At 44.4% G+C, this 24,501-nt stretch carries 22 protein-coding genes; 1 reads left to right on the forward strand and 21 read right to left on the reverse strand.

Translation table 11 applies throughout. The features are described from left to right. Nucleotides 1-3: 3 nt before the first annotated feature. From nrdE to liaF, 18 genes are all read right to left on the reverse strand, one after another. Nucleotides 4-2,088, reverse strand: coding sequence for a class 1b ribonucleoside-diphosphate reductase subunit alpha (nrdE, locus tag GC096_RS09510; RefSeq protein ID WP_171630011.1), 2,085 nt, complete (start codon nucleotides 2,086-2,088; stop codon nucleotides 4-6). Continuing rightward, on the reverse strand, nucleotides 2,075-2,434 hold the full coding sequence (gene nrdI, locus GC096_RS09515; RefSeq protein WP_056609533.1) for a class Ib ribonucleoside-diphosphate reductase assembly flavoprotein NrdI: 360 nt from the start codon (nucleotides 2,432-2,434) through the stop codon (nucleotides 2,075-2,077). Before nrdI ends, nrdE begins: the two co-directional genes overlap by 14 nt. Before the next feature lie 590 nt (nucleotides 2,435-3,024). Further along, complete coding sequence (gene serC, locus GC096_RS09520; protein ID WP_171630012.1) at nucleotides 3,025-4,113, reverse strand: 3-phosphoserine/phosphohydroxythreonine transaminase; 1,089 nt, start codon at nucleotides 4,111-4,113, stop codon at nucleotides 3,025-3,027. An 80-nt stretch (nucleotides 4,114-4,193) separates the two neighbouring features. After that, entirely contained in the window at nucleotides 4,194-4,703 is a 510-nt protein-coding gene (gene mug / locus GC096_RS09525) for a G/U mismatch-specific DNA glycosylase (protein WP_171630013.1), read from the reverse strand. Between the two features lie 18 nt (nucleotides 4,704-4,721). Further along, a complete protein-coding gene (locus GC096_RS09530) occupies nucleotides 4,722-5,954 on the reverse strand; it encodes a DUF1501 domain-containing protein (protein WP_171630014.1) in 1,233 nt (410 codons plus the stop codon). An 11-nt stretch (nucleotides 5,955-5,965) separates the two neighbouring features. After that, nucleotides 5,966-7,294 carry a DUF1800 domain-containing protein gene (locus GC096_RS09535; RefSeq protein ID WP_171630015.1) on the reverse strand — a complete coding sequence of 443 codons (1,329 nt, stop codon included), beginning with the start codon at nucleotides 7,292-7,294 and terminating at the stop codon, nucleotides 5,966-5,968. A gap of 125 nt (nucleotides 7,295-7,419) precedes the next feature. Then, nucleotides 7,420-7,977, reverse strand: a complete 558-nt coding sequence (locus tag GC096_RS09540; protein WP_171630016.1) for an NADPH-dependent FMN reductase — start codon at nucleotides 7,975-7,977, stop codon at nucleotides 7,420-7,422. A gap of 185 nt (nucleotides 7,978-8,162) precedes the next feature. Then, on the reverse strand, nucleotides 8,163-9,587 hold the full coding sequence (glnA, locus tag GC096_RS09545) for a type I glutamate--ammonia ligase (protein WP_171630017.1): 1,425 nt from the start codon (nucleotides 9,585-9,587) through the stop codon (nucleotides 8,163-8,165). A gap of 239 nt (nucleotides 9,588-9,826) precedes the next feature. Then, nucleotides 9,827-10,870 carry a 3-deoxy-7-phosphoheptulonate synthase gene (aroF, locus tag GC096_RS09550; RefSeq protein ID WP_056609517.1) on the reverse strand — a complete coding sequence of 348 codons (1,044 nt, stop codon included), beginning with the start codon at nucleotides 10,868-10,870 and terminating at the stop codon, nucleotides 9,827-9,829. Between the two features lie 161 nt (nucleotides 10,871-11,031). Further along, on the reverse strand, nucleotides 11,032-11,571 hold the full coding sequence (locus GC096_RS09555; protein ID WP_171630018.1) for a DUF2062 domain-containing protein: 540 nt from the start codon (nucleotides 11,569-11,571) through the stop codon (nucleotides 11,032-11,034). Nucleotides 11,572-11,607: 36 nt separating this feature from the next. After that, nucleotides 11,608-12,564 (reverse strand): 4-hydroxy-3-methylbut-2-enyl diphosphate reductase, encoded by a 957-nt coding sequence (locus GC096_RS09560; protein WP_171630019.1) that lies wholly within the window; start codon nucleotides 12,562-12,564, stop codon nucleotides 11,608-11,610. Nucleotides 12,565-12,610: 46 nt separating this feature from the next. Next, nucleotides 12,611-14,086 (reverse strand): sensor histidine kinase, encoded by a 1,476-nt coding sequence (locus GC096_RS09565; protein ID WP_171630020.1) that lies wholly within the window; start codon nucleotides 14,084-14,086, stop codon nucleotides 12,611-12,613. A gap of 1 nt (nucleotide 14,087) precedes the next feature. Continuing rightward, nucleotides 14,088-14,777, reverse strand: a complete 690-nt coding sequence (locus GC096_RS09570) for a response regulator transcription factor (RefSeq protein WP_171630021.1) — start codon at nucleotides 14,775-14,777, stop codon at nucleotides 14,088-14,090. A gap of 115 nt (nucleotides 14,778-14,892) precedes the next feature. Further along, nucleotides 14,893-16,479 carry a S1C family serine protease gene (locus GC096_RS09575; protein WP_171630022.1) on the reverse strand — a complete coding sequence of 529 codons (1,587 nt, stop codon included), beginning with the start codon at nucleotides 16,477-16,479 and terminating at the stop codon, nucleotides 14,893-14,895. A gap of 139 nt (nucleotides 16,480-16,618) precedes the next feature. After that, entirely contained in the window at nucleotides 16,619-17,032 is a 414-nt protein-coding gene (locus tag GC096_RS09580) for a YugN family protein (protein WP_171630023.1), read from the reverse strand. Nucleotides 17,033-17,134: 102 nt separating this feature from the next. Next, entirely contained in the window at nucleotides 17,135-17,785 is a 651-nt protein-coding gene (locus GC096_RS09585; protein WP_171630024.1) for a response regulator transcription factor, read from the reverse strand. Next, the gene (locus tag GC096_RS09590) at nucleotides 17,782-18,822 is read right to left on the reverse strand and encodes a HAMP domain-containing sensor histidine kinase (protein ID WP_171630025.1); all 1,041 of its coding nucleotides are present in this window, start codon (nucleotides 18,820-18,822) and stop codon (nucleotides 17,782-17,784) included. The genes GC096_RS09585 and GC096_RS09590 overlap by 4 nt, the downstream gene beginning before the upstream one ends. A gap of 9 nt (nucleotides 18,823-18,831) precedes the next feature. Beyond that, nucleotides 18,832-19,890, reverse strand: a complete 1,059-nt coding sequence (gene liaF, locus GC096_RS09595) for a cell wall-active antibiotics response protein LiaF (RefSeq protein WP_171630026.1) — start codon at nucleotides 19,888-19,890, stop codon at nucleotides 18,832-18,834. A gap of 271 nt (nucleotides 19,891-20,161) precedes the next feature. On the opposite strand from liaF, the gene GC096_RS09600 reads away from it, so the two are divergent. After that, nucleotides 20,162-21,451: an ammonium transporter gene (locus GC096_RS09600; protein ID WP_171630027.1), complete on the forward strand. Its 1,290-nt coding sequence runs from the start codon at nucleotides 20,162-20,164 to the stop codon at nucleotides 21,449-21,451. A gap of 45 nt (nucleotides 21,452-21,496) precedes the next feature. Here the strand turns inward: GC096_RS09600 and GC096_RS09605 are convergent, their stop codons facing one another. From GC096_RS09605 to GC096_RS39055, 3 genes are all read right to left on the reverse strand, one after another. Continuing rightward, the gene (locus GC096_RS09605; protein WP_246302665.1) at nucleotides 21,497-21,877 is read right to left on the reverse strand and encodes a hypothetical protein; all 381 of its coding nucleotides are present in this window, start codon (nucleotides 21,875-21,877) and stop codon (nucleotides 21,497-21,499) included. 78 nt (nucleotides 21,878-21,955) lie between these two features. Then, the gene (locus tag GC096_RS09610; protein WP_171630028.1) at nucleotides 21,956-23,479 is read right to left on the reverse strand and encodes a methyl-accepting chemotaxis protein; all 1,524 of its coding nucleotides are present in this window, start codon (nucleotides 23,477-23,479) and stop codon (nucleotides 21,956-21,958) included. A gap of 327 nt (nucleotides 23,480-23,806) precedes the next feature. Then, the gene (locus tag GC096_RS39055) at nucleotides 23,807-24,457 is read right to left on the reverse strand and encodes a 3D domain-containing protein (RefSeq protein ID WP_281366765.1); all 651 of its coding nucleotides are present in this window, start codon (nucleotides 24,455-24,457) and stop codon (nucleotides 23,807-23,809) included. Nucleotides 24,458-24,501: the final 44 nt, after the last annotated feature.

Consider the following 24,501-nt stretch of genomic DNA (forward strand, 5'->3'; position numbering starts at 1 on the left):
TAATTATACTGAGCAGCTTACACATTCCTCAACAGATAGCTGATTGGTTCGTGTGTAGTAGAGCGATTTAAGTCCTTTGTGTGCCGCATACAGGTATAATCTAGCAAGTTGTCTTGTTGAAACATCACTGTTTACGTGTAAAATGGTCGAGATCCCTTGATCCACATGCGTTTGAATCTCCGAGATGAGGTCAAGAATCTTGAATTGATCCATTTGATAAGCGGATTTATAGTAGAAGAAATTGTCACGAGCCATGAATGGCATCGGATAATACGTTGTCGAATTCGCATACGTACGTGTTTCAATCGGTTCAACAATTGGCATAACGCTGGATGTTGAATTTTGGATATACGAGATGCTTTGTGTCGGCGCTATTGCCAAACGGTACGCATGGTAAAGACCGTGCTTCTGAACGTCAGCTTGCAGCGCTCTCCAATCACTAGGTGACGGAATCGGCATGCCTTCGAATAATGCTTTCACTTTATCCGAGAGCGGACGGTAATCTATTTCTGTATAACGGGTAAAATAGTTCCCATTCGCATATTCCGATAGCTCAAAGCCTTCGAACGTTTGTCCGGATTCTTTGGCAATCTCCATGCTTTTCTCAATGGAATAGAAATTCATCGCTGCGAAGAAGGTGCGAACGAAATCCTTCGCTTCAGCACTTTCATAAGCAATTTTGTTCTTGGACAAATAGCCGTGCAAATTCATAACGCCAAGACCGACTGAATGCAGCTCACGGTTCGCTTTGGCAACACCTGGCGCATTGTGGATCGTCGTCATATCACTCACCGAAGTTAGAGCGATCATGCCTTCGTGCACTGTTTCGCGCAGCTTTTTACGATCCATCACATTGGCAATATTCATCGAAGCTAGATTACAGCTGATATCGCGAAGAATCGTGTCTTCTTGACCGTAATCATTGATTTCGGACGTTTCTTGCAGTTGGAAAATCTCTGTACACAGATTGGACATCTTGATCGTCCCAATCCCCTTCAAAGCATGATCCTTATTCGCATTCGTACGATTCATCATATATGGATAACCGGATTCCAGTTGAGTAGTCGCAATTTTGGTCAGCATATCACGTGCATTCATGATGACTTTCTTCTTTACTTTCGGGTTCGCTAAGAGTTCATCATACATCTCATCCATGTCCAGATCATCCATGTGCTTGCCATAGGCTTGCAGAACCGTGTAAGGAGCGAAAATATGTAGAGGCTTGTTCTCCTCCGCTAACTTATAAAATTTATTCGGTACAATAAGACCAATCGAGAGTGTTTTCAAACGGGATTTCTCATCCGCGTTAATTTTCTTACTATCAAGGAACTCCATGACGTCCCAGCCAAAAATGTTATAATACGCCGCGCCTGAGCCTTTGCGTTGACCCATTTGATCCGCATAGGAGAACGCATCTTCCATCAGCTTAAGAACAGGAATAATTCCTTTCGCCGCGCCCTCAACGCCTTTGATCGTTTCACCGCGCCCACGAAGCTTCGATAAGTTCACGGCAACACCGCCGCCAATTTTGGAAAGCTGCATACACGTTGCTAATACATAGTTGATGGAGTTCAGTGAATCATCCATTTCTAACAAGAAGCACGATACTAATTCACCGCGACGGCTCTTGCCTGCGTTCAAGAACGTAGGTGTCGCTGGCTGCAAGCGCTGCTCCATCATCGATAGGGCAAGTACGCGTGCTATCTCCGCGTTTCCGCGACCCAAGTACAAGGCTACGATCGCTACGCGATCAGGGAAATGCTCCAGGTACAACGTCTTATCATCACTGCGCAAAGCGTAATCTGTATAAAATTTCGAAGCTGCCATATACGATGCGAACTCGAATTGATTGTCATGTGCCACTTGATACACGCTGTTAACTTCATCTTCGGTGTATTTGTCATAAACGTTCTCGTAGAAGTTATTGTCGATCATATAACGAACCTTCGAAGAGGTATCGGGGAATGTGAGGCTTCGGCTGTGGACTTCCTCTATGAACACCTTAACAGCTTCTTTATCCTTCTCTAATTGAAAAAAACCATCCGTACCGCGTTGCATTAATTCATTATTAAGTTCAATGTGCCGCAATTGCTTGTACCCCCTGAACAAATCGTTCTACATCATTTTTAGTGCCGGATAATTCGAATTTGGTTAATACGGGAACATCATACAGTGCTGAGATCGTATCTGCGCTTTTGGCGAAGCCGTCTCCCCAGTTGCGATTACCGCTTGCTGCAACGCCTTGAAGACGAGAAGAATTACTTTCTAGGAAAGAAGCTACCTTGGGAGGAATTTGTCCAAAGCCAGTTGTATACGTCACGAGTACGAATGGCTCGTCCATTGTCATCGCTTCCTCTATTTGAACCGCGGGCATCTGGAGCTTCGCAATAAAACGGCGAACATTTCCAGTCTTCGAATCGTAAGCAATCAACATAGCTTCCGTCTCCTATCATTGTCAATTCTCTATCTTGTGCCATCACTTGAGGGTAACCTATATGTAGTAAAGATACTAATTCTATCGTCTGTCATTCGCGAGTTCGTCTACCCATTAATCGACAGAATCTGCATTTGCTTCACGACTCCGTAAGCGGTCAAAAAAGCTTGGAACCTGCGGTTTTGCTTGATTTTCGGCTCGATTTGAGCCTTCTGCTAGCAATCTCGCAATGCGCTTTTTATCACGACATCTAGTTGATAGATTCAAATTTATATCAATATATTGTGTTTGTCAACGAGCAATACGACCTATTTACAATTCCAAAACACGCAATCCTAGACGGGGCGTGGCTCGATGGGTTTAGAAAAAATATTTTCGTTTTTTACTTGATTTTTTCGGATATGTCGAAATGACTAGGACATTCATCCTCTACTAGATCTAGTCCAAACTCATCTTCCAATTACCGCTTTTAAAGCTGCTCAGAGACTCTCTACAGGCTTCTAAACCCTTCGATCGAAAATACATGCCTCAGCACAAAAAAAGCTATTCACGCGCACACGAGGGTGCCATGAATAGCTTAATTCATTTTCTCAACTGTTGCGTTGTTGGAAATCCGTCATGAAATCAGCAAGTGCTTTACATGATGCGTAAGGAACTGCGTTGTACGTGGAAGCACGTAGACCACCGACACTGCGATGACCTTTCAAGCCAACGAACCCTTGCTGTTCGGTTTCTTTAATGAACTTCTTCTCTAGCTCTTCATCTTGCAAGCGGAACGTAATATTCATCGCAGAACGGCTTCCTAGATCTACAGGTCCACGGTAGAAGCCATTGCTGCTGTCAATTGCGTTATAAATAAGGCCTGATTTTTCTACATTATTCTTCTGAATAACCGTCAATCCGCCTTGCTCTTCAATCCATTTCAACACCAGATTCACCATATAAATGGAGTAAGCTGGCGGTGTGTTATACAAGGAATTGTTTTTGCTATGCGTTTCATAACGCATCATGGTTGGGATTGTTTTTGGCAAATCAACGAGTAGATCGTCTTTAATAATCGCAACAGTCACACCAGATGGTCCAAGGTTCTTCTGTGCTCCCGCATAGATCATGCTGAACTTGGAAACGTCAACTGGACGGCTCAAGATATCACTGGACATATCACCGATCAGAGGAATGTTGCCTGTTTCCGGGAAGGTTTGGAATTGCGCGCCTTCAATCGTTTCATTGGACGTGATGTGCAGGTAAGCTGAATTCGGATCTAAGTTAATGTCACTCAAAGCAGGAATTTTCATAAATTTCTGTTCTTTCGAACTAGCCGCCAGAGAAACTTCTCCGAATAGTGCTGCTTCTTGCACAGCCTTCTCAGCCCAAGCGCCTGTCAGCACATAGCTGCCAACCTTGCCTGGCTTCAAGAAATTCATAGGGATCATGGAGAACTGAGAGCTCGCTCCACCTGTCAAAAAGAGAATTTGGTACCCATCAGGAATACCAAAAATACGCTTCAATAACGCTTGTGTTTCATTGTGCACTTGCTCATATTCCGAACTACGGTGAGAAATTTCCATAATGGACATGCCAATGCCTTTAAAATCAACAAACTCTTCTTGTGCTCTCTGAAGTACTTCGAGAGGTAAAGCCGCAGGCCCTGCGTTAAAGTTATAGGCCCTGTTTCCCATGAGTGACCACACCTTTGCGTTTTGTATTATGGCTATGATAGCAATATTCTGTGCAAGCATCAAGTAAAACCTCAAACAGGCTATACGAGACTTGTCAGAATTCCTCGATAAATCGCTACCATATCTTCCAGCTTCATTCGCACAAGCCCGCTAGAAGACGGACACACATAATCAATAACGCCTTCTACCATTGGCAGCGGTTGACTCCCCCAGGAGATGCCTCTTCGGCTGCTATACTGCTCATAGACACCCTTTCCCACGAAACAAACTACCTTGGGTCGGTAGGTCTCAATTTTCTCTTTTAGAATATGTCTGCCCTCGCGATACTCGTCTGCCGTAATTTCTGCTGCTGTCAAAGAAGGGCGTGCCACAATATTCGTGAAGCCATAACCGATTTCTAGCAGATCGCCATCCTCTTGCGGCTTGTAGAGCCTTGGCGTTAAACCCGCCTGCAACAAAATGCGATAGAATCGATTACTCGGATTCGCATAATGATGCCCGGTTTCCCCTGATCGAATACTCGGATTATAGCCAACGAAGAGAATTTGCATCCCCTCCGCAATATGATCTGAAATTGCCGCTAGTTCCAACCGTGCACCTCCTACAAGTTAAATGAACTTTAAATTTTCATACGTTTTACCTAGCACTGTAGCTGTATCCCCATTTAACCACGAGTTAATTAATGTACTATAGACAGAACGGAAATCAACCTCATATTTCAAATCTCCATTATCTAAGTTACTCAAGCTCGGATAGGCGCCGTATAGACCGCCCTTCACCTTGCCGCCAATGACAAACATCGGTGCCGCTGTTCCGTGATCGGTTCCACCACTGCCGTTCTCTTTAACTCGACGTCCAAATTCGGAGAACACCATCACAGCGACGCGATCCTGCAGCCCCTGTGCCTGCAAGTCCTGATAGAACGCAGTTAGCCCTTCATCGACCTGCGTCAGCATTTGTGCATGCTGCAGTTTCTCATCCGCATGATCGTCGAATCCACCTACTTCTACATTAAAGAGCCGCGTCCCTGATTTGCCAGCCAGCAGTTTCGTTACAAGCTGTAATTCCCTTGCAAAATTCGTATTGGGATACTCAATTTTCTTCGTATAAGTGGCAGCCAGCGATTGGATCGCTTCAACGCTCTTATAGGCTTCCGATCCTCGAGCAGAAATGACCCGCAATTGATTGGGTGAATTCGATGCCCCATACATATCCAAGAACGCTTTGGTTATTCTATTCTTGTCCATCAACGCTGTCTTAGGATCAAATACATGATAGGACTCCAGGGATTGAATCACTGGAAAGCTTGATTGATCAGAGGCGAAGGCTTTGCTGCCTGATCCGCCTATTTGAATCACTTTTAGCGGATTTGGATTCCTCTGTAAGGAAGATTCCGCATATCGTGCCAGCCAGCCGCTGCGGCTCATTTTCGCAGGCTCCGCGGTTTGCCAAATTTCCATAGAGCGAAAATGTGAATGATTAGGCTCTGGATATCCAACTCCTTGTATAATAGCCATTTTACCTAATTTATACAACGCTGCTAACCCTGTAAGACTAGGATGTAAGCCCACGTGAGAATCGAGCGCCAATATTTCCTTCTGTCCATAGGCAAGCGTAGGCCGTGAATCATAATAGAGGCCCTGTCCATATGGAATCAATGTATTGATCCCGTCATTGCCGCCGCTTAACTGCACAACAACCAACACTGGGTCCTCTACGCTAGTTTCGGAGCTGCCTGCCCATAGGGATTTACCCGTTTCTGTGAAAAGTGCACCGCCAAGCCCGAGGGTTGCGAATAACGCCGTACCTTTGATCAGAAAATCTCTTCTCGTTAATTTCACAAGTTTCCCCCCTATTTCATCTGAGCTTCAGGACTAATCAAAACAAGCTGCAGGAGACCTCGCAAGCCGGTTAGTTTTTGCTTTGTTTGGGTTGTATGTACAATAGTGTCATCGGCGTAGGCACGCAAACTGGCTTGTGTTTGTTCGGATAAGTCCGAGATGCCCATGAGCTCTGCATAGCGCTTCGCCCACTCGATAGGTGACTCCGCTTGATTGGGTTGGAACGCTGGCGAATTCAGCTGTTGTCCGTTCATTTGCTTTGCGATGCCCTCGGCGAACTGATACCTTGCCAACAAACAGTTCGTTGTGAGCCAAGAGGCGCCCCCTCTCCAGCCTGCAACATCAGGAGGGACGAATAGTTCCTGCCCCATCTTTCGCATCGCTTGTACATGCCCCTTGGCGACAGAGAGATTGCAGCATTTCAGGATACCCGCTATATAGTCTGCTGGTGTTTTAATAAGCGACATCCGAATGGAATCTGCGTAGAATTCATCGGAGATGAATAGTTCCTGAAGCACTTCCCCCACCGTATTTTTCTGAGTGATTAATCCCGCTAAGGTCTGAATCCAAAGATCCGAAGGTGTATCTGTTGCAAAATAGTTCAACAATTTCGTCGCTAGAAACGTTGGCAATGCTTGTTGATGAAATAAGATATCAATCACATCGTCTGCATCTAATTTGCCGCTTTCCCCGAGCAACGTCTTGGCATCGTTATCGTGCTGTTTGGCGTTGTAGTTGACCTTATGATCATTTTTATTGTACGTCCAGCCTGTAAAAGCGCGCGCAGATTCCTTCACATCCATTTCGGTGTAGTGACCGATGCCAAGTGTGAATAGCTCCATCACCTCACGGGCATAATTCTCATTCGGCTTGCCTTTCTTATTCTGATTCACATCCAGCCAAATCATCATGGCAGGATCTTTGCCGATTTCGACGAGCAGCTCTTTGAAATTCCCCAATGCATATTGACGGAATAGTTCATTTTGCTTCGCCATGAGCGACGCATCTTTCACTTTATAATTCGCCGTCGCGAAATGTCCATGCCAAAACAACGTCATCTTCTCGATGAGCGGCGCAGGTGAGTTCACCATCCGATAAAGCCAGTACATCTGTTGATCTACGAGTAAGAGCGGATCCAAGGCTTTCTTCCCGTCCGCATGAAACTGGTCAAAGGAGGCTAGCTTCGGAGCCTTGTCGATCAACGCTTCACCCGTTACTAAACGTCGAACCGTTTCCTCCCGTCCTAGCGCCAAGCAAGCTGCAACTTCTTCCTTCGTAGAGCCAAATCCCGCACGCAGTAAAAGATGAACAACTTCCTTGTTGGTCCACTGGACGCCCATGATCTCCCCGCCGTTCATTTTTTTCCATACTGTACCATATAAATGTGTCAAAAGTATGTAGAAATACAAATAACCAAGTCTAGTGACTTGGTTACCTAAATTCGTATTCACACGGGATCGAAATGTTACTTTTTCGCTGATCCCACGAGCTGCCCGGCAAGCTGTAGGAAGGATCCAACAACACGTCGTACTCGCTTATCGACATCCGGATGAATGTCTTTGAAGTTGGCGTCTACATGGAAGCTCTTGCGTTGCTCGCCACCAATCGAAATCCATTCTGGACTGTTAATCCCATGTAGGTTTCGGACTGTCGTCTGCATCTGTGTCAGCGAGCTGACAGCAACCGCTCCACCTGAGGAGCTGACGGACAGCACAGCTTTGTTATGGAAGTGATCCTGTCCAACATGATCAAGCGCATTTTTGAGTACACCGGACATTCCACTATGATACTCAGGCGTTGCCAAGACAATGGCATCGGCGGACAACATCGCCTGTTTAAACGCCCCTAATGCTTGGTGATCATTGCCATCATCTTCAGGTGTATAGAAAGGTAATGGCGTCTTATATAGATCTATTAGTGTTACTTCATGTTGATCTTGTGTTGCCAAATACTCAATATATGTGGCAAGTCTTGTACTCGTAGCAGCTCCATGATTGCTTCCTGCAACAATCGCAATTTTCATCGTAAATTCTTCCTTCCTTAACTGTTTATTTACCGATAATTATACCTGACAATTCCAATTTGTACATACTTATTTAGAATTATTATAAGATGATAATTAATATTATAAGAATAAAAAGAAACTGCTCCTCCATAGCGTCCTATGAAGGGGCAGTTCCTATGATCCTATCCTGTAAGTGCTAATGATTAGCAATCGAAGTAAAGGTTGTACTCGTGCGGGTGAATACGGATTGCAACTTGTTTCGCTTCGCCGCGTTTCAAATCGATGTAGTTATCGATGAAATCTTGTGTGAATACGCCGCCTTCAAGCAAGAAGTCGGAATCAGCTGCAAGTGCATCCAAAGCTTCGTCTAATGTACCAGGAACGCTGCGGATTTCAGCTTTCTCGCTATCAGACATTTCATAGATGTTTGTATCGAAAGGACCGTATCCAAGAGCACGTGGATCGATTTTCTTTTTGATACCGTCAAGACCAGCCATCAACATTGCTGCGAAAGCAAGGTATGGGTTAGCTGTGCTGTCTGGTGTACGGAACTCAATACGACAACCCTTAGGTGTCACAGCTGCGATTGGAATACGAACTGCTGCGGAACGGTTACCTTTGGAGAATACAAGGTTTACCGGAGCTTCGTAACCAGGAACTAGACGTTTGAAGGAGTTTGTACTTGGGTTCGTGATCGCGATCAACGCTGGAGCGTGATACAGGATACCACCGATGTAGTTGATAGCCATTTCGGAAAGGTTCGCATATGCGCCTTTTTCGTAGAACAATGGGTTACCTTCGTTGAAGATGGACATATGAACGTGCATTCCGCTACCGTTGTCACCAAATAGTGGTTTCGGCATGAAAGTTGCAACTTTACCATATTCTCTCGCTGTGTTAGCAACGATGTACTTGTATTTAAGCAGGTTGTCTGCTGTTTTAGTCAATGTGTCAAAACGGAAGTTGATTTCAGCTTGACCAGCTGTTGCCACTTCATGGTGATGACGTTCAATGCGAAGACCTGCATCAGCAAGCTTATTACACATTTCGGAACGGATATCTTGTTGAGAATCCATAGGAGCTACTGGAACGTAACCGCCTTTTACTGGAACTTTATAAGCAAGGTTGCCGCCTTCTTCTTTACGAGCTGTGTTCCAACCAGCTTCTTCGGAATCAACTTCGAAATAGGATTTGTTCATACCATTTTCGAAACGAACATCATCAAAGATGAAGAATTCGGATTCTGGTGCGAAGTATGCTGTTGTACCAACGCCTGTTGTTTGCAAATATTCTTCAGCCTTTTGAGCGATGCTACGTGGATCACGGTCATAACGGTCGCCTTCAGGTGTATGGATGTTGCTCATAATAATCAAAGTAGGGTGTGCTGTGAAAGGATCCACATAAGCGGTTTCCGTATCTGGCATCATTACCATGTCAGATTGTTCAATACCACGGAATCCTGGGATGGACGAACCGTCGAAAGCTACGCCATTCACGAAAGTTTCTTCATCTACTTCAGTAGCTGGTAGTGAGATATGTTGTGCTTTACCGGCAAGACCTACGAAACGAAAATCTACCCACTCAATATTCTTTTCCTTGATAAGGTTCAACACGTTTTGAACTGACATTTAAAAAACCCTCCCATTTCCGTACATTCAACGTACTTTGCATGATTAATGTTCAACTTTTGCTTGTTTTCTTTCACATATTATATAGCGATTCCTCTAACACAGTCAATACTCATGTCAGGTATTTTTTAAAGGAGTGTAAGCTATTCTTACACTATTTTCCCACAATTGCCATAAATCCAAAAACAGGCATGGAATTTCTCCTTATGAAGAAATTCCATGCCTATGAAAACCGTATATTACGCCAAAATGGCTTCTTTCTTCGTATCAAACTTCTTACCAAGTAATGGAGCAAGTTTCTCAAGATCAGATAACAAATGGGCAAATTGATCTGGGAACAGCGATTGTACGCCGTCTCCTGTCATTGAATTGTCCGGATCTGTATGCATTTCGATGATTAACCCGTCCGCTCCAGCTGCAACAGATGCCTTCGTCATCGGAACTACCAACTCTCTGCGTCCTGTTCCATGACTTGGATCTGAGATAACCGGCAAGTGACTTAACGATTTAAGTACTGGAATCGCTGACAAGTCTAACGTATTTCTTGTGTAAGTCTCGAATGTACGGATTCCGCGTTCACAAAGCATAACATTCGGATTGCCGCCTGCGAGAATGTACTCAGCAGCATTCAAGAATTCATCATACGTAGAGCTAAATCCACGCTTGAGCAATACCGGCGTTTGAATTGTTCCTAATTTGCGAAGGAGATCAAAGTTTTGCATATTACGCGTACCTACTTGCAGAATGTCCGCGTATTCCGCACATACATCCACGTACTCCGGTGTCATGACTTCTGTAATGGTAAGAAGGCCATGTTTCTTACCCGCTTCCGCCATCATGATCAAACCTTCAACACCGACACCTTGGAAGCTGTATGGACCTGTTCTTGGTTTAAAAGCACCGCCGCGTAGCACCTGTCCGCCAGCAGCTTTCACCAAGCGAGCAATCTCATCGATTTGCTCTGGTGTTTCAACTGCGCAAGGGCCACCCATGACAACAAGTTGTTCCCCACCGATTTCAACACCTTTAATAGAAATAACTGTATCGGCAGGATGGAAATCACGACTAGCCAGCTTGTAGGACTTCGAGATTTTCACAACTTGCTCAACGCCTGACATTTGACGAAGCTGTTCGGCTAATTTCGGATCCGCTTGACCAATGATCCCAATTACTGTACGATCCTCACCTTTGGAAACATGCGCTTGAACCCCTTGCTTTTCGATAAATTGCACAATTTCCTGAATACGCTCATCCGAAGTTTTGTTTGATGTAATTGCGATCATGTGATCCACGCTCCTATTTCATTTATTATTGAATAATTGATTATCATTTCACTAACACGCTTCAACGCTAGTTCGCTTCTACGCTTCTACGCTTCTATGCTTTTAACCGCTAAAGTAAATATACAACGCTTGACGAGATTTCGTCAAGCGCTAATTTATTTCTATTCTTTTGATTCACCAGGAGCTAACTGATCTTTACGTATTCTACGTTTTTCTTTACGGCGATTCGTGTGGTACTTGAGCAGAAGCACGACTGGGAAATAAGCAATAATACCAAGGAAAAGACCTACGACCATCCCACCGACAATTAAATCCAAACCGCTACGAATAATATTAGAGAGGAGATGCGGTAGATGGTGGATCAGATAGATCTTAAAATGCTTCGGCACTAAATATTCCCCGACCTGCTTATTAAGAATGGAAAAAGGTATATAGATGACTTTACCGAACACAAAGCCAATTAAAGCCGCAGGCAAGTTTGCTCTCAGTAGATAAACCAATGGAAAAATAAGAACAAACGCAAACCCTGCAGTCGGTAATGTGAACATCTCAACAAATAGTCCAATCGAAAAGCCTCTTGCTACCATGGAAGGACCGCCCTTGGCACGTAAAAGAAGTAAATATTTGAATTTGAACCAACGTTTAATACTTTTCCAATCGTAGCGAGCTTTCATCATTTTCACCTTCTGAGTACTTTGCATGCTAGTTTCAATCCCGTCGAGTGGAATAAGCAGGAATTACACGGTACTTGCTGCTTTGGATTTAACAGGGGGAATTAGTTTCTTCATATTAATAGTACGTTTTATTTCCCAACTGGTTTCATCTTTCGCATCGTAATTTTCTAAATAAGTAATGACCTCTTTGGTGATCGGTGTGGGTGTAGATGCCCCTGAAGTTACACCTACTTTACGAACATTCGCCAACCATTCTCTGTTTAGTTCAGAAACATCTGAAATACGGTACGCCATGACGCCAGCGATCTCTTGAGAAACCTGAGCCAAACGGTTCGAATTGTTGCTTTTCGGATCTCCAACGACAATGACCAGATCAACTTCCTTCGCTTGCTCCGCGACGGCTTCTTGACGAACCTGCGTGGCTAAGCAAATTTCATTATGAATTTCAGCTTTTGGGAAAAGCGTCAATAACCGATTCATAATATGTTTAATATCCCACTGACTCATCGTGGTTTGATTCGTAATGATGACTCGATTCGACTTCAGATTAAGGTGTTCAGCCTCTTCCAGCTTCTCAATCAGGTGTACATGATCTGGAGCTACGCCAATAGCACCTTCTGGCTCTGGATGTCCCTTTTTCCCGATATAAATAATGTCATAACCGTCTGCTACTTTTTCACGAATCAGATCATGCGTCTTCGTTACATCCGGACATGTTGCGTCCACAACAGTAAGACCTTTGTCACGCGCCAAACGTCTTACCTCAGGAGAAACCCCATGTGCAGTGAAAATAACAGTCCCTGTCTCCACTTGCTGCAAAATCTTAAGGCGATTCTCGCCATCAAGCGTAATGACTCCTTCCTCTTTGAAGAAATCGGTCACATGCGCATTATGAACAATCATGCCTAAGATATATATAGGTCTGGGAAGATTTAAATTTTTAGCAGTTTGCATGGCGAGAGCCATGGCATCAACAACCCCATAACAGTAACCTCTGGGGGATATTCGAACAACTTCCATCTGTTCCACCTACCTAAACCGTTGTATTTCTTCTAATTATATCTGATTATATGGCATGAGGGAAGTTTGCCGGCAGCCAGATTAAAAAGATACTTCCTTCGTCCTTCCGAGTGGTGACTTCGACCGATCCATCATGCTCATCAATGATCCATTTGGCAATCGATAAACCAAGCCCTGTCCCCGTCGTAATCCCTCTAGATAAATCCGCGCGATAGAACCGGTCGAAAATATGAGGAATATCTTCTTTATCCATCCCTATGCCGGTATCTGAGATCCGTATGCCAATAAAACTGTTTCTACGTATTGCATCAATAGTTACAGTGCCTGCCTGCGTATATTTAAATGCATTTTCAATAAAAATGAACAACAATTGCTGCAGGTAATCACGGTTTCCTTGTACAATGGCATCTTCGAGGGCATCAAGATCCCCCACTTGCCATTCAGCCCTATGCTCAAGCAACTGCGCTCTCCTTACGACTTCGTGAACTAGCGGCTTGAACTCAATCGGGTGTTTCTCCATCAGAACACCAGCATCAGCCCTCGCAAGTGCGAGTAAATCATTGACTAACCTGCTCATCCGCTGCGCTTCCCCGGCAATATCGTGCATAGCTTCCAAGGACATCTGAACCTGGTCTGGCGTAGCCAACTCTTTGGTCCCCGACGTTTGCTTCCACATTTTCTCCAATAAATCCACATTGCCGCGAATCGTTGTTAATGGTGTTCTCAGCTCATGTGATGCATCCGATACGAAACGTCGCTGTGCGCGATAGGCTTCATCTAATTCCACATACGTAATTTGAATACGGGATAGCATGCCATTAATCGTATTCGTCAAACGGCCTATTTCATCTAAAGGTCCATCGTAGTGAATCCGCTTCTCTAGATCGTCTCCACTTTCGATTTGATTTGCGGCATCTATGACTCGCTCAATCGGTTTTAATGCCTTACGTGCTAAGAACCACCCTAGGGAGGCAGCGACGAGAATCGTAAGAATCGCCCAAATAATCAGCGTATTACGAAGCGTTACTGCAGTCTTCTCATAACTACCAATTGGTACGGCAGATTGTAAGACACCGATAAGATTTCTCCCCTGTTCATCGGATCGGATACCTAAATGGTAGATGAGAATATCTTGATTTAGAAACTTGGTTTTCTCAAAAAAACCATCCTGTGTTTGCAATTTATTGATAACCGCTTGACTCAAAGGTAATGTTTGTTGATAATTCTGCAAATTCGCTGATCGATTATAGCTCTTAAGCAAAACATTATACAATTGTAAGAAGGTATTCGTAGATAAGAAATCCCTAGCCTCCAACTCTAAATCGAGCGCAAGACCTTTCTTTGAAAGAACGTAACTTGTCTGAATACGCGCCGCGCTTGTGACAGCTTCCTTCTTCAAATCCTCACGAATTTGATCATAAAGGAAGAAGTTCAGAAGGAAATAGAGAACAATGCCAAAAAGCAGCATCGTGATGGCCAATATGCCTGAATACCATAGCGTAAGCCGCAGGCGAAGCGACATCTTAATTTTCCCCTCTCAATACATAGCCTGCTCCTCTGACCGTTTGAATCAAACGTTTGTGGCCAAATTCTTCTGTTTTCTGTCGCAACAAAGCTATGTAAACCTCTAAGACGTTGGACTCACCGCTGTAATCGTAGCCCCAAATCTTCTCCATGATAATATCCCTCGATAGAACTCGCTTCGGATTCTGCATAAATAGATGCAATAAATCGAACTCTTTCGTCGTTAATTCAATTAGCTTCTCATCGCGGAAAACCTCACGTGTATCTAAATCCAAGATCGCATCTTCAAAGCTAAGCCGATTATTCGCCTGTTCAGGTCGTTCCGTTCTTCGACGAAGTAATACTCGCACTCTCGCAAGCAGCTCTTCCAAAGCAAAGGGCTTGACCAAATAATCATCAGCGCCTAGATCCAAACCTTTGACACGATCACTAATATCGTCCTTCGCAGTCAGCATGAGTATCGGCACTTCGCTGCCGCTCTCACGAATCCGACGAACAACTTCCCAGCCATCGATGTGTGGCATCATGACGTCCAAAATAATAAGCTGCGGCTCTGTCACCAGCATTTGCTTGAGACCTTCCAAACCGTTAGCTGCTGTGGTAACCAAATAGCCTTCAAAAGCAAGCCCACGTCTTAACATGGATGTGATTTTCTCGTCATCGTCAATAACCATAATATTCTCTCTCATTGGTTCGCCCCCATTCTATCTTCTATTGTAGCAAAATTACCGATTAGCACAAAGAAGCAGAGCCTGCAAGCTTGAGGCCGCGGACTCTACTTCCCTTCAATTAAGTGTTTGGAACTTACTGAGCTGGTGTCTCAGCAAGTGTATTTTTGTCTCCTACCGTAACTGGAACTTCTGTTTTCTTACCATCACGAATAATACCTAACGTTACTTTGTCGCCAACTTTCGTTGCTTGAACTTTCGTAATCAACTCTTGTGAGTTCTTGATTTTGGCACCATTCAGCTCAACGATGACATCATATTGACGTAAGCCTGCAGTGAAAGCTGGGCTCTTACGTTGAACACTGCCAACCAAAGCGCCGTCTGTGTTAGAAAGCTTCAATTCACTAACCCAATCTTGACCAATATCTTGCAGACCAACACCAATATAAGGAACTGGCTCTTTCGGAATCGTAACATTATTCTTCAAGTTATCTAGAACAGAAGAAATTGTGCTAGTCGGAATTGCAAAACCAATCCCTTGCGCTTGTGAGCTTACCGCTGTGTTGATCCCAATAACTTCACCGTTAAGATTCAAGAGAGGACCACCTGAGTTACCAGGGTTAATGGAAGCATCTGTTTGCAGTAAATGTTTATACTCACGCGTCCCCTTCTCATCAGGGATACTAATTGGACGTTCTTTCGCACTAAGTACACCTACGGTTACTGTGTGGTCGAACCCATAAGGGTTACCGATTGCAACAACCCAATCACCTACGTTTACGTCATCTGCTTTACCAAGAGGAAGGATCGGGAAATCTTTCGTTCCTTCAATTTTCAGTACCGCCAAATCCAAATCGTAGCTGTTACCCAGCAATTTCGCTTTAAACGGCTTCTCATAGCCTTCTACGGTGATTTGAATTTCATCCGCGCCGTCAACCACATGCTCGTTCGTTAGGATATACCCTGTTTTCTCGAAAATAAAGCCGGTTCCCATACCCGCTGGTTGCAATTGTCCGCTTCCTGCGTCATTTTGACCACTCTTAGGTGTCGTTTGACCGCCACCATTATCACCAAAGAACTGACGGAAGAATGGATCGTCGAACAGTGAGTTTCCACCATTGCTGCGACTCGATGTCTTCGGCTTCACAAGTGATTCAACCTTTACAATGGCAGGTCCTGCATTTTGAGCGATCGCGGCAATATTGCCAGGACGAACAACATCAAGAGCAGCATTCTTCACTTCACCGCCATTACTATTCGAGCTGCTTGCTACGGTAGTCGCTGAACTTGAACCAGAAGCTAACGGTTGATTACCTGAAAACATGTTCGTTTTATCCGCTGTAAACATCAACGCACCGACAACGAGCGCTCCTGCCATGAATGCTGCAAAAATGCTTTTTACCGAAGAACGCTTCTTCGCATTAGGATCCCACGCCGCTGGACCTTGAGGTGCATTCTCCGAACCAAAGCTGAAGGGGCGCAACGTCTTAGGCGGTGTTACTTCAACATTTGAAGTGCCTTCCGAACTTGTAGAAGAAGTTGTTAAGGATTGACCTTCACTTTCTTCATTAAAAGCAGATTTGTAAGGCCCATAGGAGTAATAGTAGGAAGGTCTTTCTTTGTTAGGCTCTTGCCCTTCGTTACCGCGGGATTGCTCCTGCTCGTTGTTATCATTATTCTGCGGCTTGAAAAAGTCGCTGTAGTCTTTTTTATTCTCATCCATGGGTCTTACCTCCATAATTAAAGTTATAAGTGCATGTTCTCTTTGAAGGATCATGTTGTTCTCTATGTGTCTATCATGCACTCACAACCTTAAACGAATATTAAAAAACAATAAAATGGAGGTAAAAATAGGACATTTTTTAATGTATCCATGCACTTTCAACTGATTTTAATACGCTTGCGGCTTCTGTCACCCATTTATCCTCAATACTAGCATCGGAATCCAGTGGTGCTTGGAACTGATCAACCAATGCGCCTGCTGTCTCCATGTTAGCTTCAGGATCTAATCCTTCATTATAAACATGTTTCAGAACAAAAGGAGTACCGACCTCAACGACGGCATCCGTCGCTTCAACATCGCCTTCTATTCTGCCCGTGACGACTTGAACGGGAATTCGTAACCAAACTTTATTCGCCTCATCCAGTGATCGATCAAAGTAGCCATGGTCATAATCCCAACCGCCACCTAAATTAAAATCAAATTGTTCTAGCTGGGCACGCACCTTGTCAAATGTTTCCTGTACCTGCTCCAGTGAGGAAGTTAATGGTTTCATAGCGACTCTACACTCCTTAAGCGCTCATATTATTTTACTTACGCATAGAATGTGCCAATTTGACGTTTTTATGTGCTATAGTCCCTCAATTTGTTCGAACTGTTAAACCCATCCTTTTCGATGAGCGAAAATAGCTAATTGTGTCCGATCGTCAAGCTCACACTTCATCAACAGGTTGCTAACGTGTGTTTTAACTGTTTTGATACTAATAAAAAGCTCTTCGGAAATATCCTTGTTGCTTTTTCCCTCAGCAATTAAGAGGAGGACTTCACGTTCCCGCGTTGTTAGCCCTTCCTGCTCCGGTAATTCGCTCCGCTGTCTAATGCCTCTAGTCAACGCTTGCGACACTTCAGCATTCATGACTGGCATGCCGCGGTAGGCACTCTGAATCGCGTGAATCAACTGATCGGAAGAAACCGTCTTCAACATGTAGCTAATAGCTCCGGATTCAACAGCTTCCAGCACCTTGGCTTCCTCCAGAAAAGAGGTCAGCATAATTACTTTTATCTGTGGAAACTGATCACAAATGAGCTTCGTCGCACCAATCCCATCCAACACCGGCATCGTTAAATCCATTAGAATGACATCAGGCAATGATGTAAGGCTTTCTTCCTTCAACTGATCAAAGGCAGATTGACCATTGGACGCTTCCCCCACTACCTCTAAACCAGGCTCCAATGAAATATAAGTACGAAGACCCACTCTCACCATATCGTGATCATCCACGATCATTACTTTAATGTTCGGATTCATTCTTGTTTTCCCCCTGAATGCCCTGAAAATCGCGGAATACGAACGCGCACGCGAGTTCCTGAACCTAATTTGCTATCAATCTCTACTTCTCCGCCTAGCTTTTGCGCTCGTTCTCTCATGGTTGATAGGCCATGGGAAGCAGAAGGAATATCTCTTCGTTCAAATCCTTGACCATCGTCCTGCAATTGCAGCACATATTGATGCTCTCTCTCGTAGATCGCCAATCGAACTTGTTTGGCCGAGGCATGTTTAATGACATTAGCAAGTCCTTCTTGGATAATGAGAAAAAACTGATGTTCTATCGCCTCCGAAATAATTTCAGGCAGCGAAACATCAAGTTGACCCTGAAGTTCATGGGTCCGGCAATATTCCGGGAACCATTTCTCCAAGGCTTCTTGTAAGCTCATGTCTTTTAATTCGATCGGTCTTAGTTGTGAAATGAGGCCACGCATCTGCTTCTGAGCATGATGGGACATCTCAATGAGCTGATTCATTAGCGCTGGTGCAGCCGCTGGGTTTCTTTCTAATATTTTGGGAAGTGAGGAAGCCGACATATGGATCGCGAATAGCTCTTGGCTCACTGTATCATGAAGATCTCTCGCAAGCCTGCGTCTTTCTTCCATCACAGCGCTCTCTGTCAGCTCCTGATCCCGAATGGCTTCGGCTTCCCCTAGCTTTTGCATCAGCTGCACGCGTTCTTCAATGGAAGTTGCCATGCTGTTAAAAGCATCATACAAGTATAAGAAGGGTTCTACTGGCTCCATGTCAATTCGAACAGTGAAGTTCCCTTTTGACAATTCCAGCATTGCGACATGAAGCTCGTCTACCTTGCGCTGCCACCTTCTAGTTGCAATGAAACCTACGGACAAGCTCACTACAAGAATCGCGAAAGCGAACCACAAACGGAACTCCCAAGAACTCAGTTCCTTCTCGTAATATTCAAGTACGATATAAATACCTGAAACCGTTACAACGCTTGAGATTAGAAAGTAATTCAGCAGCTGCCACTTCATATTGAACATTCGCAATTTGTACATGCTCCATCCTTAACCTATCTTTTTAATGGTAATATCGCCAATAAACATACTTGTTGTTACGACGATTTTATGTTCCGCCTCTTCATAATGTGAGGTTTGCGTTCTGATGTTGCGTAGAAAACCACTTTCACGCCGATCAAGAACCTTCATATCCCCAATAAAGGAGCTTGCCATAACTCGAACCTCAACATCCATATCGTTCGGGATGAAAATTTTCACATCGCCAATAAATGCCGTAACATGAATTGTTGTTTCACCACGTGGAATTGATGCACGCGTAAGATCGATAACAGAATCGCCAATAAAGTGAGAGATCTGAATAGGCTTTAATTCCCAAGCCTCTTGGCCAAGGTGAACATCGCCAATAAAACCATGACGGTGTAGAACATTACCTGAATCGAAATTATGAACGAAGCCATCATATTTATGTTGGTGTTTGTGTTGGGAGTCTGTCCATTCCCCATGTTCCTCGTCCTTTGGATACGTGCCGTGGATATCCTTCAGCACTTCCTTTTCTTCAGCAGTAAGGCCGTGTTTCATAGTACTCGCCGAAGTATGATCCATGTGTTCTTTCGAATTATTGGAGAGATCGCCAGACAGGTTCCAATTTCCAGACTCCCAATGTTTCTTATACCCGGAATGTCGTGCTCGATTCGCTTCTCGCCGAGCTTGTCTTTCTTCCTCTTTTGCTTTCTTAATGGAAGGCCACTCTGGCGACTCTTTCTTGCCCGGTTTAAAAATCACATTTAGTCCAAAAAGTATTAAAGCAACTGGCGCAAGAAATTTAAACATTTCTCCAATAGAAAGGTCGGTTACATTTAGATTTTTCAAGAGAAATATAGTTCCTACGCCGCACATCATCAAGCTGCCTATGGATCCACCCCAATGGTACTTTCGCTGTGAGACAAAGCCAATGAGCCCATAAAAAATCAGAATCGCAGGCCAATACGTAGATACTAAATAGCCGATATCAATTTGAATGATTCCTAATTGATTTAGTAAAAAGAGTGCGCCCGCGGATACGAGTACTAGCCCCCAAATCATTCTTTGAAACATATGCGGATTCATACGTTCTTCCTCCATTTGTGTAAAGCGTTGTTAAGATAACTCTAGTTTATAAGATACAAGGGGGAATGAAAAGAGACGGTAGATTGAAGCCGATCTCCGCCTCAAGACCGATATTTCAAAAGCCTTCACTAGCAAACCTAACATGAGTGTCGTATAAGACGAACATTTCGCTGCATATGTCATGTATTCTTACGTGTTGCGTTGACACCCATGTCATCAGAACCGTATAATTGGGCAGAGAACGCAAGTATTATAAGGAGAGATTACAGGAATGGATCAAATCCAACAACTCACTTCTGGCCTAGACACCATTTGGGTCGTATTGACTGCTGCGATGATTTTATTAATGGAAGGCGGCTTCGCCTTACTAGAAGCAGGCTTTGTCAGACAAAAGAATGCCGTCAGTATTATCATGAAAGTATTTGTCGATATCTCATTCGGTGCGCTTATTTTTTACTTTTTTGGATTTGCACTTATGTACGGTAAAGACATCGGAGGAATCATCGGTACAACAGGCTTTTTCATGGGCGGAGATTTATCACACATCTCGTTGACAATCTCACATGATACCTATTGGTTGTTCCAATGTGCTTTTGTTATTGCCGTTATTTCAATTGTATCCGGTGCTGTAGCAGAACGCATTAATTTTCGTGCTTATATTCTTTATACAATAGCCATGACCGGATTAATCTATCCCATTGCAGGCCATTGGGTTTGGAGTGTTGGCGGTTGGCTCGGCAAGCTTGGCATGATTGACTTCGCTGGTTCCGCTGTCATCCACGGACTTGGCGGGTTCTCCGCACTCGCCGCAGCCATGATTATCGGTCCCCGAATTGGTAAATTCTCTGCCGATGGTAAAGCTAACATTGTCCCCCCATCTAATTTGCCCCTAGCCTCTGTAGGCGCATTTATCTTATGGTTTGGTTGGTTTGGTTTTAACTCTGGGAGCACGTTAAGCGCTACCAATACATCGATTGGCCACATCGCGGTTACCACGATGCTTTCCGCCGCAGCCGGTTGTGCGGCCTGCATTCTGTTCACCATGATGCGCTATCGCAAAGCGGACCCGCCCATGGTGATTAATGGCGCACTCGCTGGACTCGTCGGAATAACGGCAGGTTGCGCATTCGTCAGTGATGCAGCAGCGATCTGCATTGGCGCAATCTGCGGGATTGCCATGGTCTACGCAACGGAAATACTGGAAGCTAAACAGATTGATGATCCCGTTGGCGCTTTTCCCGTACATGGAATCAGCGGAAGTATCGGCACCCTCGCTGTTGGCTTATGTGCGAAGCCGGATGCGATCCGCGAAGGAACAGCTGGCTTATTCTACGGCGGAGGTTTCCACCTCCTAGGCGTTCAAGCACTTGGCCTTGTCACCGTCTGCGCGTGGGGTTTCTTCATCACTTGGGTTTTCTTGAAGCTCATTAAACTTATCGTTCCATTACGTGTGAGTCGCGACGAAGAGTTAATTGGCCTTGATGTTGGCTCACATGGGGTTCCAGCGTACAGCCAAGAAGAAGGATTCTTGGATCTACAACACTTGAAGAATAACCAATGAAAATAAAGAAGAGGACACCGCACACGCAGTGTCCTCTTCTTTATTTTAGGATGAGAATATGTCTTCGAATTCCTCTGGAACCGTAATATCGTCCCCAGGCTTAGAATCATTCATAATTTGTCTAGCTTGCTCGATTTCGGCACGGAGCTTTCTGACTTGCTCCATAGGTTTCTTCACATAATGAATATATTCAACAGCTAGATGATGATCAGGCTTCTTACCGGACAACATGCGCCGAAAAGATGACATGGTTTGATAAGCCCGTTCTTCTTTCATTCTCTTCACTTCATATCGCTCAACAACCTGCTCAATTTCCCGAGCTTGCTGCTCTTTCCGCGTAATAAAAGCCTCCAAGAAGGGAAGTACCTCCGCAGCTTTCCTAGTTGTTCTTAAGGGCATACCATCCGATCGCAATGCTTGCAGCATGTTCCATCACCTATCTCTCCGTGTCAAGATTTATAACAGTAATCTTATTTTACACTAAAAAGAGTGGTTTGAGAACTATTAATTTAACACTAAATCAATTCCGACGACACCAATAGGCGTTCCCATGTCATCTATAACGGATTTCGACAACGTGATGCATGGTTTTTTCGTAATAGCTGACACGTATTCTTCCGAAATGAAGAGCTCACCTGCCATTGCACGCTTCCACCATTCTCTTCCCTTGGCATTCACTAGCCCTGCTTCTGGCTGAGAGTAGATAAAGGTGCCATCTCCGCGATTCGACCATATCGCTTCTATCCCTGCTGTTTTCTTCAAAATCCCATGTAAATGCGAGGCATGCTTATCTTCGACCAACGATTTGATGTCAGGTACGCGAACAAGCGCATTCAATAATTGTTTCATTTCTTCAATGTTGACATGAATAGTTCCCTGCTTGCTCTTCATGCCAACAGCTTGTATGGCCGTGATCAGCTCAGCGGAAGAACGATCTAAATTCTGATTAATATGCTGCAATCTCGAAACCTCGTGCCGCTGCTTCTTCATTTGATCCAGCGTATGCTCGACGCTCGACATCGTCTCATTCATCAAATCCACAACTTCTCCAAGAGATGTTCTGGTCCCAGTAACCAAAGAGGACTGGTGTTTCGTTGAACTCGTGGTACTAGCCACTAGGCTGTTCACATGCAGGATCAATGAAAAGATCGTATCGATCTTGCCTTTCATCACCTTCATCTCATCAATCCCATGTGTCACTGAAGCTTTCTCTTCTGCCACTGCAGCGACAACTTGCGCAACCCCACTTTCAATATCAGCAAGAAGCTCAGATGACTTCTGAACGGCTTCATGACTTTGCGCCGCTAGCTTCTTAATTTCTTGCGCTACCACGGAGAAGCCTCTTCCATGCTCACCAGCTCTAGCCGCTTCAATTGATGCATTCAAGGCAAGTAATGACGTTTGGGCCACGACCTCAGTAATGAACGTATTGATCTCTTCAATTTTCGACGTATGCTCGGTCAAATCTTGAATTTTCTTCTGCATCGTATCATTGTTCACATGCAAATCGTTCATTACTTCATCTGTTGCATTCAAGGAGCGGCAGACGTCCACTACGGTATCTTTGGTTTGTTCACTTTCACGATGCATATGTAACGACGAATCCAGGATCTGATCAGCAGCTGCAGCCACTTGCTGTATCGCAGCAAAAGCTTCCTGGAGCTGTCCAGCGGCATGTTGGCTTCGTCCCTTCAATTCCTCTTCTCCTTGAATAGAGGCATCCGCAATTTGGAGAAGATGACCGATGGAACGATTGACCTCTTCTACTGCCGCTGCTAATCGATCCGCAACAACCTGAGATTCTTGAATAAATGTACGGAATTGTTCTTCGTGATCAAGAGCCCCTTGTTCTCGCTGTTTACCAGATGCACTAGTGCTTAGCAATGCCCCTAAGCCCATTAAGATAAAAACAGCGACGCTAACTACGGTAACCCATTTCGAAGCAGAAAATAAAGCGAATACATTTACAAGCATTCCAATAAGTGCAAAACCGTAAAACCAAGCTCTCTGCTTTGAATCCGTCCACATATGCAACCGGAACTCCTCCCAAAAGGAACAAAATGTTAGTTTTTGTTACATTATATCGAATATAGGAGGGCTTGAAAAGAATTAAAAAACGGAGACCCTCTCAGGTCTCCGTCTTTCCAACAACGCTATTTGTTATTTATTTTGGTTTTGTGTGTTGTTTTGTTGCTGCTTATTAGGTACCGCTACTTCAGTAGCAAATTCCGCGTCTTGCGCTGCTTTCTTGTTGTTGTTGTTGTTCTTGTTCTTTGCCATGTCAATCACCTCCTGTATGAGTATCTTTTCCCAAACAGGATTTTTTATGAATTTCTTTTAGCACAAAATTAACCATTAAAGTGCTTTGGCTGGAGCCAATATTTCATCCTTCAGCTGCTTCCAAATGACCTCGGTGACTTTGCCATTCCCTTTTTTCACCACGAATACCTTGACCGTCTTTTTACCCCATTCTTTATAGACCTGATCCTTCGTGTTGAAATAAAGATCAATTTTCTTCCCTTTAATCGCACTTCCAGTATCTGCAACAACCCCGTAACCGTAACCCGGAATAAACAGTACAGTACCTAATGGGAACACCCTGGTGTCTGCCGCAATTGTTGATAACGCCTTATCATCACGCATGACTTTCATGCCCGAATACGTGATTCCATAAGACGGATGGTCCGGATTTTTTCCTGTTGATTCTTTACCCGCAGAGTACCCAGTCGCTGTCACTTCAACTACCGTGTATTTGGATAAATCAGAATCCAAGTTGGGAATAAAGCGATAACTCGCTTGTTGCTGGTGCTCCTGTGCAACAGGGCGTGCAACCGGAATCACCGCACCCGTTTGATTGTCCTGCTGATCTCGTATATGGGTATCGGTATTTGCCGCCCTATAGTTCCCCTGATAACTAGCCTCTTCTCCGAAAAGCACGACCATAACGGTAAGCACCATCCATGCCAAAATCCATTTGGATTGCTTCGAAGTATCGGTTATTTTCATCGTATTAAGCCTCCCCCTACTAATGTAGGCTTTCCATTTCCTTT

The sequence above is a fragment of the Paenibacillus plantarum genome (assembly GCF_013141695.1).
Classification (GTDB): Bacteria; Bacillota; Bacilli; order Paenibacillales; family NBRC-103111; genus Paenibacillus_E; species Paenibacillus_E plantarum.